The sequence below is a fragment of the Thermoanaerobaculia bacterium genome, from assembly GCA_035260525.1.
Classification (GTDB): domain Bacteria; phylum Acidobacteriota; class Thermoanaerobaculia; order UBA5066; family DATFVB01; genus DATFVB01.
In genome coordinates this window covers 1-15,974 of the sequence record DATFVB010000046.1, presented here as the reverse complement: position 1 = coordinate 15,974, position 15,974 = coordinate 1, and the positions used below count along the sequence as shown (strand labels likewise).

Genomic DNA, 15,974 nt, shown 5'->3' with positions numbered 1-15,974 from the left:
GAGCCGTGCTCGGCGATGAAGATCTGGCCGCGATATTCGGAAGGGAACATCGAGCCCGTGTAGAAGCGCATCCCGAGAGACGCCACGTGCGCCCCGAGCTTCTGCTCGGGCGCCGTGAACTGCGAGCACGGGTGTTTCTTCCCGAGCTCCGGATCGGCGATCGTCCCGCCGTGGCAGTACGGGAATCCGAAGTTCATGCCGGCGCGCGGAGCGCGGTTCAGCTCGTCGGGCGGAACGTCGTCCCCCAGGTCGTCGCGGCCGTTGTCGGTGAACCAGAGCTCCTTCGTCCGCGGGTTCCAGTCGAAGCCGACGCTGTTGCGGATGCCGCGCGCGAAGACCTCGAGACCCGAGCCGTCGGGCCGCATTCGCATGATCGTCCCGTACGGATCCCGCTTTTCGCAGACGTTGCACGGGACGCCGATCCCGAAATAGAGGAGACCGTCGGGACCGAACCGGATGACCCGCAGGCCGTGCCACTCGTCCGGCGGAAGCTGCTTCGTGACGAGCGCGGGCCGTCGCGGCGCCTCGAGCGTCTTGTCGATGTCGTCGAAACGCCAGATCCGGCCGACCTCGGCGACGTAGAGCGCTCGGTCGCGCACGGCGACGCCGTTCGGGGCGTGAAGTCCTCGCGCCACGATCACGATCCCGTCGGCCTTCGGCCCGCCGGACCGGTTGGTGAGCGCGTAGACGTTCCCGTCCTTCGTCCCGACGAATACCGTGCCGGACGGCGAAAGCGCCATCGAGCGCGCTTCCGGCACCGGGGTCGCGTAGAGGTCGACGTGGAACCCGGGCGGCAGTTTGATCTTGTCGAGCGGCAGCCGGCGTTGGGCCGAGGCTCTCCCGGCCGCCGCTAAACCGGCCGCGAGGACGACCGCGCGCAGGACCGTCTTCCGCACGATCCGAGGATAGCCGATGCGGCGGCTGCCGCGGCGGTTACGTTCCTTTGATCATGATCGGGCGGGCGACGATCCTCACCGCCCCCGGCGTCGCGGCTCGGCCCCGCTCGCCGCGAGCAGGCGCGCGTGCGACGAGAGCCGCGCCTGCAGCCCGACGCAGACGAGGTCGCACAGGGCGAACACGGCGGGGTCCGCGATGAACCAGTAGGCGCTCGTCCCCTCCGCCCGGCGTCCGACGAAGCCGCCCTCGCGGAGGGCCTTCAGCTGTTTGCTGACGTTCGGCTGCGTGGCTCCGAGGATCGCGGTCAGCTCGCCGACGTTGAGCTCTCTCCGTTGGAGGGCCTGCAGGATCCGGAGCCGCAGGGGGTCGGCGAGCGTCCGGAACCGGCCCGCGACGAGCTCGAGCGCCTCCGGAGTCAGCGCCCGCATCCCGTTCTTCCGCATGCCGGCGATCATATCATGACTTTACTTTATGCGAATATTGGAATATAAGGGCGCCGATGATTGATCCAATCGCACCATGCGCGTCCGGGGCGGCCGGCGGGACAATTCCGGGGCGATGACTTCGTCCGCGCGAATCCCGTTCGCCGCCGCGGCGGCCCTGGCCGCGGCCATCGGAATTTCCGCCGGCGCGCCGCTCTCGCTCCCCGACGCGATCGCGGCCGCCCGCGCCGCTTCGCCGCAGGTCGCGGCCGCCCGGGCGCGGGCCCGCTCCGCGGAGGAGCAGGCGCGGGCCGCGTCGCTCTTCTGGGCGCCGGATCTCTCGCTCGACTCCGTCTGGGACCGGACGGAGGTCCCCGCGCGGGCCTTCGCGCAGAAGCTCGACCGCGGGGAATTCACCGGCGAGGACTTCGCCCTCGAACGGCTCAACAACCCCGGTTTCGACGCCAACCTCGAGACGTCGGTCGGCCTCCGGCTCCCCGTCGACGTCTTCGGGGCGGGCCGGTCCGGTAAACGCGCCGCCGAGGCCTCGGCCCGGGCGGAAGACGCCCGGGCGCGCGCCGCCGAGGCGGACGCCGAGGTCGAGACCGTCCGTTCCTACTTCGGAATCGTCGAGGCCGACCGCGGCCTCGCCGCCGCCGAGAAGTCGCTCGACGCCGCCCGGGAGCTCGAACGCTCGGTGACGATGCGCCGCGATGCCGGCTCCGCGCTCGAGGCGGACGTGCTCCGGGTGCGCACGCGGCGCCGCCAGCGCGAAGTCGACGCCGCCCGCGCGCGCTCTCAATCGGAGCTCGCGCGCTCCCGCCTGCGCGTCCTGCTCGGATGGCCGCCCGCCGCGCCCGTCGAGCTCTCCCCGGCTCCCGATGCCGGTTCGTCCGGCCTTCCCCTCGAGCAGTGGCTCGCGCGCGCGGACGCCGCAAGCCCCGAGCTCGCCGCGGCGGGCGCCGTCTCCGACGTCTCGGCGGCGCTCGCGCAGCGGGAACGGGCTTCCGCCCGGCCCGCGCTCCAGCTCTTCGGCGGGTGGCAGGACGACCGGAACCGCTGGGAGAACGGAAGAGGCAGCGCGACGGTCGAGCTGCGTCTCCACTGGGCGCTCTGGGACCCCGCCCGGCGGGCGAAGAACGCAGCGGCGGCCGACGCCGCCCGCGCGGCGCGCGAAGGCCGGCGCGGCGCCGCCGACGCGGTCCGCCTCGAGGTCGAGGCGCGATGGCGCGACCTCCAGGTCGCGCGGCTGGAAGCCGCCGCCGCTCTCGACGGACGCCGCGAGGCGGAGGAGGTCTACCGGGTCGCCCGGGAACGCTGGGAGGCCGGAAAAGCCGCGCTCGTCGACATCCTCGACGCGGAAAGCGCGGCCGCGGCGGCCGAATCGGCGCAAGCACGCGGCGCCGCGCGGGTCGCGGTGGCCGAGGCGGCGCTGAAACGCGCGGCCGGAGAGAGGTGAGGAACATGCGCCAGTCCGCCCCGATTTCGGTTTCTCTCGCGCTGCTCGGCGCCGCCGGCTTCGCCGGGTGCCGGCGGGCGCAACCGCGCCGCGAAGCCGCTCGCGCTCCCGTCGCGGTGCGCGTGGCGGCGGTCCGGGACACCTCTGCGGGAGGCGTGCGGGCCGTGCCCGGCGTGGTCGCCGCCCGGGAAGCGGCGGAGATCACGTCGCGCTCGGCGGCGACGGTGAAGGCCGTGTTCGTCTCCGAGGGAATGCGCGTCCGGAAGGGACAGCGCCTCGCGCAGCTCGACAGCGGCGAGCTCGCGGCGCGGATATCCGCCGCCGAAGCCGCGCTCTCGGCGGCATCCGCCGAAAAGGCCCGGACGGACCGGCTCGCGGCCACGCAGGCGGCCACCCCGCGCGAGAAGGAGCTCGCCGACTCCGCCGCGGCATCCGCCCGCGCGGCCCTCGCGGAGGCGCGAGCCGGGCTCTCCTACGTGAACCTGACGGCTCCTTTCGAGGGACGCGTCGCGTCGGTGCCGATCCACGCCGGCGACCACGTTCAACCGGGCGAGAAGCTGATCGCCCTCGAGTCCGACGCCGGCTTCGAAGCGCAGGCGTCGATCGAGGGCGGCGCGATCGCGGACCTGCCGGCCGGGAGCACCGTCGCCGTACGGGTGGACGGAATTCCCGACCCCGTTCCGGCCGTCGTGCGCACGGTTTCTCCCGCCGGCGACCGGGAGACCCACCGGTTCCTGCTGCGCGCGAACCTCCCCGCCGATCCGCGGCTGCGTTCCGGCCTCTTCGCGAGCGTCGAGGTGCCCGATTCCTCGGCGCCTCCGCGCCGCATCGTCCCCGCGGCCGCCGTCGTCGAGCGCGGGGGGCTGACGGGCGTTTTCGTCGTCGACGAAGGAAAGGCGTCGCTGCGCTGGATCGACGTGGGCCCGCGCCGCGGCGACGAGGTCGAGGTGCGCGCGGGGCTCGCGCCGGGCGACCGGGTCGTCCTTTCCCCGGGAGATCTGGCCGACGGCGCCCCCGTCGTCCTCGCCCCCCGATGAACGACCGCCGGGGAATCGCCGGCGCCCTCGCGCGCGCCTTCCTGCACAGCAAGCTGACGCCGCTCCTGATCGTCGGCGCGATCGCGCTGGGTTTCCTCTCGCTCGCGGTGACGCCCCGCGAGGAGGAGCCGCAGATCCGCGTCCCGATGGTCGACGTCTTCGCGGCCGACCCGGGCGCTCCCCCCGAGGAGATCGCGCGGCGCGTCGTCGAGCCCATCGAAAAGGCGATGTGGGGCATCGCCGGCGTCGAGCACGTCTACTCGACCGCGCGAACCGGAAGCGCCCTCGTGACGGTTCGTTTCCGGGTGAACGAGCCGAACGAAGCGTCGCTCGTGAAGGTGTACGAGCGGCTCGGGACGGTGCGTTCCGAGCTCCCCTCGGAAGTGCCTCCCCCGGTCGTCGAGTTGAAGTCGATCGACGACGTTCCCTTCCTGACGCTCACGATCTCGGGTCCCCGGCAGACGCCCGCGTCGCTCCGCGTGCTCGCCGACGAGCTCGCCCGGGAGATCGCCGAAGTGGAGAACACGACCCGCGTCACGGTCACCGGCGGCCCGCCGCGCGTCGTCCGGGTCGAGCCCGACCCCGCCCGCCTCGCCGCGGCCGGCCTGACCTGGGCCGACGTCAGCGGCGCCCTCCGCGCCGCGCAGGCCCGGCTTCCGGCGGGCGACGAGATTACCGGGGACCGGATCCTCGCCGTCGAGACGGGATCTCTCTTCCGCGACGGGAGCGACGTCGCGCGGGCCGTCGTGGGACGGCGCGGTCCGGCCCCGATCCTCCTCTCGGACGTCGCCCGCGTCGTGGACGGACCCGATGAAACGACCGACTACGTCTTCTCCGCCGGGCGAGGGTCGGCGCTCGAGCCGGCCGTCACGATCTCGGTCTCGAAACGGCCGGGAACCAATGCCACGACCCTCTCCCGCCAGGTGCTCGCGAAGCTCGACGCCCTCCGGCCGCGCCTGCTCCCCGCGGGCGTCCGCGTCGCCGTCACCCGGGACTACGGCAAGACCGCCAACGAGAAGGCGAACGAGCTCGTCGAGCACCTTCTGCTCGCCACGCTCTCCGTCACGGTTCTGATCGCGCTCGCGATGGGGTGGCGCAGCGCCGCCGTCGTCGCGATCGCGGTGCCGGTGACGCTCGCCCTCACGCTCTTCGTGTATTACCTGTTCGGCTACACGCTCAATCGCGTGACCCTCTTCGCCCTGATCTTCTCGATCGGCATCCTCGTCGACGACGCGATCGTCGTCGTCGAGAACATCGAGCGCCATCACCGCGAGCGGCCCGGCGAGCCGCTCTCCGTGGTCGCGGTCCACGCCGTCGCGGAGGTCGGCGCGCCGACGATCCTCGCCACGTTCACCGTCATCGCGGCGATCCTGCCGATGGCCTTCGTCCGCGGCCTCATGGGCCCGTACATGAGGCCGATCCCGGCCGGCGCGTCGTTTGCCATGCTCTTCTCGCTCGCCGTCGCCTTCATCGTCTCTCCCTGGGCGGCGCTCCGCATCTTCAAGACCGCCCACCGGATCCCGGAGTCGCCCGGCGCCGCCGAGGGACGCGCGACGCGCCTCTACCGGCGCATGATGGGAACCCTGATCCGCGACGCCGGTCGCCGGCGCATCTTCTTCCTCGGCGTCGCCGCGCTGCTCCTCCTCTCGGTCGCGACCGTCGCGTTCGGCCTCGTCCGCGTGAAGATGCTCCCCTTCGACAACAAGAGCGAGTTCCAGGTGCTGATCGACCAGAACGAGGGAACGCCGCTCGAAGAGACGCTCGAGACCGCGCGCCGGGTCGGACGCGCGCTCGACGCGGTCCCGGAGATCGCGAATTACCAGATCTACGCCGGCGCCCCCGCGCCGTTCAATTTCAACGGCCTGGTCCGCCACTACTTTCTGCGCCGCGAGCCCAATCGCGCCGACGTGCAGGTCAATCTCGTGCCGAAAGGGGACCGCTCGGCGCAGAGCCACGCGATCGCCAAGCGCGTGCGCGTCCTCCTGGACCCGATCGCGCGCGGCCGCCGGGCGCGCGTGAAGGTGATCGAGATCCCGCCGGGCCCGCCGGTGCTCGACACGCTCGTCGCGGAAATCTACGGACCCGGGGAGCGCGCGCGGGAGGAGCTCGCCGCGCGCATTCGTGGATTCTTCGACACGACGCCGGGAGTGGTCGACGTCGACGACTCCCTCGAAGCGCCGCACGACCGGATCCGTCTGAGGGTCGACGCCGAGAAGGCCGCGTCCCACGCCGTCGCGCCCGGGGCGGCGGCGGAGACGATCGCCGCTTCCGGACAGGGAGAGATCGTCGGGGCGCTCGACCTTCCGCGGCGGCGCGAGCCCGTGCCGATTCGCCTGCAGCTGTCCCCGGAGGACCGGGACTCCCTGAGCCGGCGCCTCGGCCTGCGCGTCGCGTCGCGCGAGGGCGCGCAGATTTCCCTCTCCGAGCTCGCCAAGCCGGAGCGCGAACCGTCGCCCCAGCCGATCCTGCACAAGGACCTGAGGCCCGTCGTCTACGTCTTCGGCGATCTCGCCGGCCAGAAAGAGAGTCCCGTCTACGCGCTCGCCGCCCTCAACGGGAAGATCGACGCCCTGCGGCTCCCCGGGGGCCAGAAGGTCCGGCGCTATTCCATCCGGCCGCCGGAGACGAGCGATTTCCCCGCGCTGAAATGGGACGGCGAATGGCAGATCACGTACGAGGTCTTCCGCGATCTCGGGATCGCGTTCGCGATCGTCCTGGTGCTGATCACGCTCCTCGTGGTGGCGTGGTTCCAGAGCTTCCGCACGCCGATCGCGATCCTGCTCCCGATTCCGCTCTCGCTGATCGGCATCCTTCCGGGGCACCTCCTCTTCGGCGCGTTCTTCACCGCCACTTCGATGATCGGATTCATCGCCGGAGCGGGCATCATCGTCCGGAACTCGATCATCCTCGTCGATTTCATCGAGCTGAAGGTGCGCGCCGGCATGCCGCTCGAAGAGGCCGTCGTCGAAGCGGGCGCGGTGCGCTTCCGCCCGATGCTGCTGACGGCCGCCGCGGTCGTCGCGGGGTCGGCCGTGATCCTTTTCGATCCGATCTTCCAGGGGCTCGCGATCTCTCTGATGATGGGCGAAGTCGCGGCGACGCTCCTTTCCCGAATGACGGTCCCCGTCCTCTACTACGTCCTGACGCGGAAACGGCACGCCGCCGGCGCGGCCGTCGCCGCTTAACACTCAGCCGGCAAGGAGGCATCGATGGAACGGATACGAAGAATCCCCATCATGGCGCTCGCGGCCGCGGCGTTGCTCGCGAGCAGCCTCGTTTTCGCGCAGAGAGGCCCGAGAGCGCCGCGCTACGACGTGTCGAAGGAGAAGACGGTCTCCGGCACGGTCGAGGCGGTCGTCGAGGTTCCGGGAGGGCGCCGCGACAGCGGCCTGCACGTCACGCTGGCGGCCGGCGAGGAAAAATGGGACGTCGCCCTCGGCCCGAAGGACTTCGCCCGGAGCGCCGGTCTCGAACCGGCGAAAGGCGACGCCATCGAAGTGACCGGGGCCGCCGACCCGGCGACCCGGACCATCATCGCTCGCGAGGTCAAGAAGGGCGACAAGACCTGTCGCCTTCGAGACGAACACGGGGTTCCGCTCTGGTCGCGCGGACGGACCCGATAGACCGGTTGGTTGGAAAGGAGAAATCGATGAACCAGGAACGCGCTCTTCGGGGAATCGGCGGGGCCTTCGTGCTCGCGAGCCTCGCGCTCGGCTGGTGGGTGCACCCGGGCTTCTACCTCTTCACGGCCTTCGTGGGGCTGAATCTCTTTCAATCGGCATTCACGAACTGGTGCCCGATGATGTGGCTCCTCGGAAAGCTCGGCGTGCCGCGCGTCGAGCAGCGCCGGCAGCCGCACCCGGCGTAGCCGGAGAGGCCGGAGCGGCGTGGGCCATAATCGGCCGATGTCCGCTCCGGCACCCAAGGCCGCCCTGGACCGGGCCGCCGAGCATTTCGCGTACAACCAGTACCGCGACTGGGTCATCTATACGGTTCTGGCCGATCGGGAGTCCAACGCGGAATTCAAGCGGATCCTCGAGGAATTGATCGGCCACGAGCTCGAGGATTACCGCTTCTGGCTCGACCTCTCGCCCCGCAAGAACTTCCGCGTCGGCGCGCCGATCCGCCTCGCCTACCGGGTCGTCCGTCGGCTGTTCGGCCTCACGTTCACCGCCAAGCTCCTCGAGCGGCGGGAGAAGCAGATGATCGCCGCGTATCGCGGGCTCCTCGACGAGGTGAGCGACGGGCGGATCCGCGCCGCGATCACCCGGATCCTGGAGCACGAGAACCTGCACGAGAGCCGCCTGATCGGCCAGGTGCGGGAACAGAAGATCGAGTTCCTCTCGAGCATGGTCCTCGGCGCCAACGACGGCCTGATCGAGCTGACCGGAGCGCTCGTCGGCTTCTCGTTCGCGTTCCGCCGGACCGCGGTCGTCGCGCTCGCCGGCGCGATCACCGGGATCGCCGCGACCCTCTCGATGTCGGCGTCCGCTTTCATGCAGGCCCGTCACGAGGAAGGGAAGGATCCCCTCAAGGCAGCCGCGTACACCGGCGGCGCGTATCTCACGGTCGTGGCGCTCCTCATCCTCCCCTACGCTCTGATCGGGAGCCTCTTCCCCGCCATGGCGGTCATGGCCGCCGCCGTCCTGGCGATCATCGCCGGCGCCTCGTTCTATTCCGCCGTGATCCTCGAGCGCCGCTTCGCGTCGCAGATGACCCAGATGGCGCTCTTCTCGATCGGCGTCGCGGCCGTGGCGTTCCTCCTCGGTCTCCTGCTGCGGCGGATCGCCGGCGTCTCCCCGTGAGTCATCGAGGCTTTTCCCGCTCGTCGATCGTCCGGAGCATGCGTTGGGCGTTCGCGTTTCCGGGGTCGAGCGCAAGAACCTCGCGGTAGCTCGCCCGCGCCCGCGCGTAATCTCCCGCGGCGAGATACGCCTCGCCGAGACTGTCGTGGGCGTTGGGCGACTGCGGATACCGCTCGACGTTGACGCGCAATACCGTGATCGCGAAGGGAACCCTTCCTTCCGCGAGAAGGCGGTACCCGACGCCGTTGGCCTCCCGCTCGGTCGCGGCGGCCGATGCCGGATCGCGGGGGAACGCCCGCGCCTCTCTTTCGACGGCGGCGGGGTCCCCGGCGGCGATTGCCGGGGCGAGCGCCCGGGCGATGGATCGGTAGCGTTCGATCGCTTCGAGCGCCGGGTCGCGCCCGTCGCGGTAGTCGGTGAAGGAGAGCGGCGCCGAGACGTCGGGCGCCGTCCAGCGGCGCGGATCGGGAGAGGTGCGGTCGGGCCAGAACATCCGAGACACCATCACCGTGATCCCGCTCCGCGGCAGCACGAGGGGATCGTGGTCGCCGTACTGGCTCGGACGCGACCCCGTCGGTTCCCCGACGAAGATCGGCTCGGCGAGCCGGGAAAGGTCGTCGACGAGGTTCTGCGCGGCCGAGAAGGTCGCCCGGCCGATCACGACGAAGAGCTTCCCTCGCTCGTCGAGGTGCGACCGCAGGAGCCCGCGCACGATCGGCGCATTGAGGTAATTGTTCCCGCCGGAGTTGTTCCGGATGTCGAGGACGAGGCGGTCGACCGGGTGTTCCGCGGCGATCCGGAACACGCGGGCGAAGAACGCGGCGACGGAATCGCCGGGCGCGTCCGCCACGGCGTTGTAGGCGACGTACAGGAGGCGGCGATCGGGGATGTATTCCATCGCGCGGAGATCCCCCGCGTGTCTCAGCCAGAAGGGCGCCGCCGCGCCGGACGCGGTTCGCGCGTCGATCCATCCCTCCGGCGTCGCCCATGCCGCGGCTCCCGCGTGGCCCTGCCCGCCGGCGCCGAGGAGCGCCGTGCCGGGGAGGGCGACGTCGAAGCGCCGCCCGTCCTTCTCGAGAGTCCACGCGGCTTCCCGAGGCGAACCGAGCCCGACGCCGTGGAGGATCTCCGGGATCCCGAAATACATCGGAACGACCTGCCGGAGGCCCTCGTCGTTGTCGTGCGGCACCGTCTCCGCGACGCGCCGGAACGCCTCTTCGACGTTGACGCCGCCGACGGCGACGAGCTTCGCGCCGACGAGGTCCCTTCGGGCCGGCTCCGCGGCGCGCACGAAAATGCCGTCCGAGAACGCGTACAGCCGCGCGCCGACGGCATGGAACCCGAGCTTCGGATTGAAGAAGGGCGTCAGGCTCGTGTGGCCGTCCCCGATCTTCGCGACGAGACGCATCAACCCCACGGCGAGCTCCTCCCGATCGACCGACGGGATCGCGGCGTCGAGCGCCGCGACGGCGCGCTCCCACTCCGCCCGCGACACGTCGTGGAAAGCGTTCGCGTGGAGGCGCGGCAGCCCCTCCGCGAGCGCGCGCAGGTCGTCGCGCCGGGCGGAGAGGTCGTCGGGGATTTGCGCGCCGAGACGCGCCGCGAAGGCCGCGCCGAGAACGAAGACGATCCGTCGAATCCACATGGGTCCTCCTTCACAACGACAAATGTCGATATTCATCGCGAGCGCCCGCGCTTTGCCCAGACGCGCGAATCACCGCGAGGTCCTCTCGGCGTGGAAGGCGGGTCCGGCGGCCGGCCGCACGCCCGGCAGGAGCAGCGCCGTGGCCGCGGCGACCGCGACAGCCGCGGCGATCCGGCGGCGGCGCCGCGGACTCGAATCGGCGATCCGCCTCAGCCGGCGCGCGAGCTCCGCGGCCGGTCCGGTCGCGGCGACGCTCGCCGCCGGCCGCCCGGCTCCCGCGAACGCGGCCGCCGCGACGAGCGCCCGGCGGTACGTGTCGCGGGAAACCCGGCGGAGGACCGCGTCGTCGCACCGCTCCTCCCGGATCTCGCGCCGCCGGGCGAGGAGGACGCGGGCGATCGGATGGAACCACCAGAACGCCGCCACGAAGCCCTCGAAAGCCGCCATCGCCGGATCGCGCCTCGCCAGGTGCTCCCTCTCGTGCAGGATCACCGCCTCGAGCTCGCCCTTCGCGAGCGCGGCCGCGAGCCGCTCCGGCAGCAGGATGCGGCCGCCGACCGCGCACGGAACCGCGACGTCCTCCGAGATCCAGGCTTCAGCCGCGGCGGACACGCCGGCGGCGGAGCCCTCCAGCGGCCTCGACCGCCGGACCCAGCCCCGGGCCCGACGGCGGACGGCAACGAGGCGCGCGAGGGACACGGCGAAACCCGTGCCGTGCAGCAGGGCGATCGCCGCGCACGCCCCCACGCCGCACCGGGAGAAGAACGCCCGCGGCGACGCGTCGAACCGGCTGAAGACGCCGGTCGGGAACGGAAGCATCGGCGGGACGACGAATTTCGCGAGCGCGATCGACAGGAGAGCGGAGCGGAACCTCGGCGACGATCGCGGCGACGCCGCGGCAAACGCAAGGAGGAGAGCCGCGACGAGGCTTCCCTGAAGCGTCATCTGGAAGAGATGCAGCGCCCACTCGCGGGCGACCGCCGATCCCGCGCTCACGATGCGTCTCCCCGACCCCGCTCGCCGAGGGTCTCGACGAGCCGCCGGAGCTCTTCGATCTCCTCCTTCGACACGGGCTCCGCGTAAAGTGTGGAGACCACGGACAACCGGTCGCCGCCGAAGACCCGTCGGACGAGGCGGCGCAGCAAGCCCTCCATCGCTTCGCCCGACTTCCCGGACGCCCGGTAGAGGTAGGCTTTCCCGCTCTCCGCCGGCCGGCGCGCGACGAGCCCCTTCGCCTCCAGCCGTCCCAGGAGCGTTGCGACCGAGGAATGCGAGAGCGGGCGGGTCGGCCGGAGCGCCTCCCGGATGGCGCGGGCGTCGAGCTCTCCTCCTTGCCTCAGACACGCGAGGACTTCCAGCTCCGCCGCCGGGGGCGGGATTCCGGATCGCCGGGACGCGGATCGCCGCGCGAATCGTGACATCTGTCGATATAGGACGGCGGTCGGACGAAAAGGTTTCGCCGGCTCCGGTCAGGATTTCGCGAGGGAGGCCCGCACCCGGATCACGCCCGGCTCGACCGTGAACGTCACGGGGAACTCCGGGCGGCGGATCTCGCCGTCGACATGGGCGAAGAGCGGCCGGTCCGCCGAGAGCATGAACGACGCGCCGCGGAAGAAAGACGCCTTCGGATGGGTCCGGTGCGCGCCGGTCAACGCCTTCGGCAGGTTCGCGAGCGTCGCGAGCCGCCCGAGCGCGCCGAAGAGGCACGCGTCGAGGAGGCCGTCGTCCGGCCGCGCGTCCGGCGTGAGGAGGAACCCGCCGCCGCACGACGGCCCGTTGCCGATCGCGCAGAGGAGGGCCCTCTCCTCCCGGCGAAACCCGGCCCCCTCGAGACGAAGGACCGGCGCTTCGAACGTCGCGATCGTGGCCACCGCCGCGAGCAGGTAGGCCGGCAGGCCGCGCAGCCGGGTGAACGCCTTCGACCGGGCCGCCGCCGCGCCGTCGAGGCCGACCCCGACGCCGTTGAAGAAGAGCTCGCCGGCAAAGCGGCCGAGATCGAGCCGCTTCTCGGCTCCGGCGGCTGCGACCTCCACCGCCGAGAAGACATCGTTCGGGGATCCGATCGTGCGCCGCGCGTCGTTTCCCCCGCCGCCCGGAATGAACGCGAGGACCCCCCGTCCGCCGCTCGCGCCGAGCGCCTGGACGACCTCGTGCACGGTGCCGTCCCCGCCGAGGACGGCGACGACGCCGTCGGCTTCCTTCGCGGCGAACTCTCGCGCGAGCTCGGTCGCATGGCCCGGAGCGAGCGTGCGCACGATCTCGAACTCCGCGCCGAGCTCGCGCAGCCGGCGAGTCACGGGCGCCGCCTCGGACCGGGCGCGGCCGTTCCCCGCAACGGGATTCAAGACCACGCGGATCGGAGATTTCATTGGGATATTCTTCGCTTCCCATGATTCTGAAGGTTTCCAAGCTCGGCGTCAAAGTCCTGCGCGAAGTGGCCGTCGACGTGGACCCGAAAGCCGTCGCCCGGGGCGCTTTCGAGCCGTTCGTAACCATGCTCATGGACACGATGCGCGAGTACGACGGCACCGGCATCGCCGCGCCTCAGGTCTTCACGGGACTGCGCGTGTTCCTCTACGAGGTCGTTCCCGAACGGCGGAACAAGAAGGAGAAGGCCGTCGCCCCGACCGTCTACTTCAACGCGCGCTACGAGCCGGTCGGCGACGAGATGGAGACCGATTCCGAGGGATGCCTTTCGCTGCCGTTCCTCTGGGGAGGCGAGGTCCCGCGGTACAAGAAAGTCCGCGTGCGGGCGATCGACCGGAAGGGAAAGCCGGTCGAATTCGAGGCGGAGGGGTTCCACGCCCGGGTCCTGCAGCACGAGATCGACCACCTGGACGGGATCGTGTACGTGGACCGGATGAAGGACCTCAAGTCGCTCGCCTACACCGTCAAGTTCGGGTAAGAGCCAGGCGCGGACCATACGCGCCGTTATACGGGACGCGGGCGACCGCTCTGGCTCCGAAGCTCCTTGTCGTTTGCCGCGACCGTGAGGCGCGGGGAGGCGGGACGACGCCAAGCGCCGCCGGGGCCGGGGTCAGCGCGAAGGGAGCTTCGCGAGCGCCCGTCGGGCCGTGTCGTTTCCCGGATCGAGCTCGAGGAGCCGAGAGTAGCTCTCGCGGGCGCAAGTGACGTCTCCGGCTGCGGAGCACGCCTCGCCAAGGCTGTCGTAAACGTTCACCGAATCGGGGTACGACTCCGCGTTCAGACGAAACAAGAGGACCGCGAGCGAAGTCTTGCCTTCCCCGAGGAGGGAGTAGCCGAGAGAATTCGTTTCACGCTCGGTCTGGATCCACGACGTCTCCGGCGAGGACTTGAACGCCCGATAGGCTCGATCGAGACCGGTCGAGTCCGCCGCCGCGATCGCCGCGGTGAGCGCCGCGGTGAGAGACCGGTACCTCACGATCCGGTCCATCGCGGGGTCCACGTTGTTCCGGTATTCGTCGAACGACAGCTCCGTCGGCACTTCCGGATTCGTCCGGGTCCCCGCGTGGCGGCCGGCGTCCGTGTAGAAGAACGTCGAGACGGAAACGACGAGGCCGCTTTCCGGCAGCGTCACCCTCTCCGGGTCGCCGTATTCATTCGGACTCGCGCCCGTGGGCTCGCCGACGAAAATCGGGCTCGCCAATTTCGAAAGGTCGTTCACGAGGTTTTCCGCCGCGGAAAACGTTTCGCGGCCGATCACCACGAAGAGCCTCCCCCGCTCCCCGAGCCCCGACGCGAGAACTGCCCGCACGATCGGCGCGTTCAGTTGATTGTTGCCGCCGGCGTTCTGGCGAACGTCGAGCACGAGCTTTTCAACCGGATGCGCCCGGGCGAACGCCGGGATCGCGCCGAAGAACTGAGCGATCGTTTCTCCGGGCCGATTCGCCACGATGTTGAACTGAATGTAGAGCAGGCGATTCTTCTCATCGTACGATTTCCGATAGAACGTCGTCGGGTCAACGAGCCAGAGCGGCGGCGGGTTTGCCGCGCCGTCGCGGGCGTCGATCCAGCCGGGCGGGTTCTTGAATGGCAGGAGATCGCCGAGGACGTCTGATCCGACAGCCGCGCCGGGCGCGAGCTCCGCCGCGATCACCCTCCCTTCCTTTTCGAAGCGGTAGGCGACCCGGCCGTCTCCGGAAATCAGCCCGAGCCCGTCGAGAATTTCCGGAATCCCCAGGTACTTCGGCACGACGAGCTTCAGGCCCTCGTCGTTGTCTCGGGAGACGATCGGCGCGATGCGCCGGATAGCCTCGTCCACTCCGACGGTTCCGACCGTCGTGAGCCGCGCACCGATGAGATCTCGGTGCTCGGCGTCAGCCGCGCGAACGAAAATGCCATTCGAGAACTGGTAGAACCGAACGGGCACGGAGTGAAATCCGAGCTCCGGCCCGGCCAACGGCGAGAGCACCGTGTGCCCGTCCCCGATCATCGCGACGAGTTTCATGAATCCGACCTTCGTCTGGTTCGGCGAAAGCGTCGGGATTCGGGCGTCGAGGTCCGCGACCGCGGCCCGCCAATCCGACTCGCGAACCGCGTGGAACGGCCTCGGGTGTCTTCTCGGAAGTTCGGCGGCGAGCGTCACGAGGTCCCGGCGCCATTGCTCGGCCGATCGCGCGGGCGCCGGCGCCGCCGACGCGACAGACCAGAAGAGACCGGTCGCAACCGCAGTCGAATTCCGGATCCATCTCATGACAGCCGCTCCCTCTGGCGTCATCTACGCGGCACCGGAAGGAAAGTTGCAGGAGATCCGTCAGGGCCCGAGCCTCCGGTGCTCGACCATGATGCACTTGTTCATCACGACGTCGAGCCCCGCGGCGCGCGCCTTCTCGGCCGAGGCGTTGTGGGCGAGGCCGAGCTGCATCCAGACGGCCTTCGCGCCGGCCGCGATCGCCTCGTCGACGATCGCGGGGATCGCCTCGACGCGGCGGAACACGTCGACGATGTCGATCGGCACCGGCACGCTCGCGAGGTCGGGATACGCCTTTTCCCCGAGGACTTCCCCGACTCTCGGGTTGACGGGGATCACGCGGTAGCCCCGGTCCTGCAGGTACGCCGCGATTCGGTGGCTGTCGCGCGCGGGATCGTCCGACAGCCCGACGACGGCGATCGTCTTCGCCTCCGAGAGCAGCCGGCGGATCTCCTCGGTCGACGCGTTCTTCTTCGGCAGCTCGCATACGGGATCGCTCATGCGTCCTCCGGCAACCTATTGTCCGACCTGGCCGTCGGAAACGCCAGCCGACCCCCTTCGAAGTATCGCGGTTCCCACCGTCCGCATCGCCTCTTCCGCCGCGGCCTGCTCGCGCTGAGCGGCGGGGAGCCCGCCGAGTTGAGCGACGCGGAACGCGATCGCTTCAACCCGGCGGCGCCGTACTCGATGCATCGGCGCGCCCGACATTGATATATTCGGATCGATGGCGCGTTTGGGAGCAAAGCAGCCCGTCGCGGCCGGTCCGCCGGCCCGCCCGCTCGACACGATGCCTTCCGGCTCCGCGGACTTCTTCACGACCCGTCTGGACAACCTCGTCGCGTGGGCGCGCAAGAACTCCCTGTGGCCCCTCCCGTTCGGCACCGCCTGCTGCGCCATCGAATACATGTCGATCGTCTCCTCTCATTACGACCTGGCGCGCTTCGGGGCCGAGGTCGTGCGCTTCTCGCCGCGCCAGGCCGACCTCCTGATCGTCGCCGGCACGGTCGTCGACAAGCTCGCGCCCGTCCTCCGGAAGA

16 protein-coding genes are annotated in these 15,974 nt (G+C 70.7%); 8 read left to right on the top strand and 8 right to left on the bottom strand.

Annotated elements, in window-relative coordinates; genetic code table 11:
* On the bottom strand, positions 1-896 hold an 896-nt coding region (locus VKH46_02210), incomplete at its 3' end, for a PQQ-dependent sugar dehydrogenase (GenBank protein HKB69627.1).
* Positions 897-971: 75 nt separating this feature from the next.
* Complete coding sequence (locus tag VKH46_02205; GenBank protein ID HKB69626.1) at positions 972-1,340, bottom strand: metalloregulator ArsR/SmtB family transcription factor; 369 nt, start codon at positions 1,338-1,340, stop codon at positions 972-974.
* 76 nt (positions 1,341-1,416) lie between these two features.
* On the opposite strand from VKH46_02205, the gene VKH46_02200 reads away from it, so the two are divergent.
* From VKH46_02200 to VKH46_02175, 6 genes are read left to right on the top strand one after another with little or no spacing between them, the layout of a single operon-like run.
* Positions 1,417-2,778: a TolC family protein gene (locus tag VKH46_02200; GenBank protein HKB69625.1), complete on the top strand. Its 1,362-nt coding sequence runs from the start codon at positions 1,417-1,419 to the stop codon at positions 2,776-2,778.
* 5 nt (positions 2,779-2,783) lie between these two features.
* Complete coding sequence (locus VKH46_02195; GenBank protein HKB69624.1) at positions 2,784-3,815, top strand: efflux RND transporter periplasmic adaptor subunit; 1,032 nt, start codon at positions 2,784-2,786, stop codon at positions 3,813-3,815.
* On the top strand, positions 3,812-7,000 hold the full coding sequence (locus VKH46_02190) for an efflux RND transporter permease subunit (protein ID HKB69623.1): 3,189 nt from the start codon (positions 3,812-3,814) through the stop codon (positions 6,998-7,000). The genes VKH46_02195 and VKH46_02190 overlap by 4 nt, the downstream gene beginning before the upstream one ends.
* A gap of 51 nt (positions 7,001-7,051) precedes the next feature.
* Entirely contained in the window at positions 7,052-7,438 is a 387-nt protein-coding gene (locus VKH46_02185; protein ID HKB69622.1) for a hypothetical protein, read from the top strand.
* A gap of 26 nt (positions 7,439-7,464) precedes the next feature.
* Positions 7,465-7,683 (top strand): DUF2892 domain-containing protein, encoded by a 219-nt coding sequence (locus VKH46_02180; GenBank protein HKB69621.1) that lies wholly within the window; start codon positions 7,465-7,467, stop codon positions 7,681-7,683.
* A gap of 37 nt (positions 7,684-7,720) precedes the next feature.
* Positions 7,721-8,620 carry a VIT1/CCC1 transporter family protein gene (locus VKH46_02175; GenBank protein HKB69620.1) on the top strand — a complete coding sequence of 300 codons (900 nt, stop codon included), beginning with the start codon at positions 7,721-7,723 and terminating at the stop codon, positions 8,618-8,620.
* A gap of 1 nt (position 8,621) precedes the next feature.
* On the opposite strand, the gene VKH46_02170 is transcribed toward VKH46_02175, so the two are convergent.
* From VKH46_02170 to VKH46_02155, 4 genes are all read right to left on the bottom strand, one after another.
* Positions 8,622-10,265, bottom strand: a complete 1,644-nt coding sequence (locus VKH46_02170) for a tetratricopeptide repeat protein (GenBank protein HKB69619.1) — start codon at positions 10,263-10,265, stop codon at positions 8,622-8,624.
* Between the two features lie 69 nt (positions 10,266-10,334).
* Positions 10,335-11,261: a M56 family metallopeptidase gene (locus tag VKH46_02165; GenBank protein ID HKB69618.1), complete on the bottom strand. Its 927-nt coding sequence runs from the start codon at positions 11,259-11,261 to the stop codon at positions 10,335-10,337.
* A complete protein-coding gene (locus VKH46_02160; protein HKB69617.1) occupies positions 11,258-11,686 on the bottom strand; it encodes a BlaI/MecI/CopY family transcriptional regulator in 429 nt (142 codons plus the stop codon). Before VKH46_02160 ends, VKH46_02165 begins: the two co-directional genes overlap by 4 nt.
* A 48-nt stretch (positions 11,687-11,734) precedes the next feature.
* The gene (locus VKH46_02155) at positions 11,735-12,634 is read right to left on the bottom strand and encodes a diacylglycerol kinase family protein (GenBank protein ID HKB69616.1); all 900 of its coding nucleotides are present in this window, start codon (positions 12,632-12,634) and stop codon (positions 11,735-11,737) included.
* 20 nt (positions 12,635-12,654) lie between these two features.
* Here VKH46_02155 and VKH46_02150 point away from each other — a divergent pair, with 20 nt between their 5' ends.
* Positions 12,655-13,170, top strand: a complete 516-nt coding sequence (locus VKH46_02150) for a peptide deformylase (protein ID HKB69615.1) — start codon at positions 12,655-12,657, stop codon at positions 13,168-13,170.
* 132 nt (positions 13,171-13,302) lie between these two features.
* Here VKH46_02150 and VKH46_02145 read toward each other — a convergent pair whose 3' ends face one another.
* Positions 13,303-14,940, bottom strand: a complete 1,638-nt coding sequence (locus VKH46_02145) for a tetratricopeptide repeat protein (protein ID HKB69614.1) — start codon at positions 14,938-14,940, stop codon at positions 13,303-13,305.
* A gap of 60 nt (positions 14,941-15,000) precedes the next feature.
* On the bottom strand, positions 15,001-15,438 hold the full coding sequence (locus VKH46_02140) for a CoA-binding protein (GenBank protein ID HKB69613.1): 438 nt from the start codon (positions 15,436-15,438) through the stop codon (positions 15,001-15,003).
* Positions 15,439-15,724: 286 nt separating this feature from the next.
* Here VKH46_02140 and VKH46_02135 point away from each other — a divergent pair.
* On the top strand, positions 15,725-15,974 hold a 250-nt coding region (locus VKH46_02135; protein ID HKB69612.1), incomplete at its 3' end, for an NADH-quinone oxidoreductase subunit B.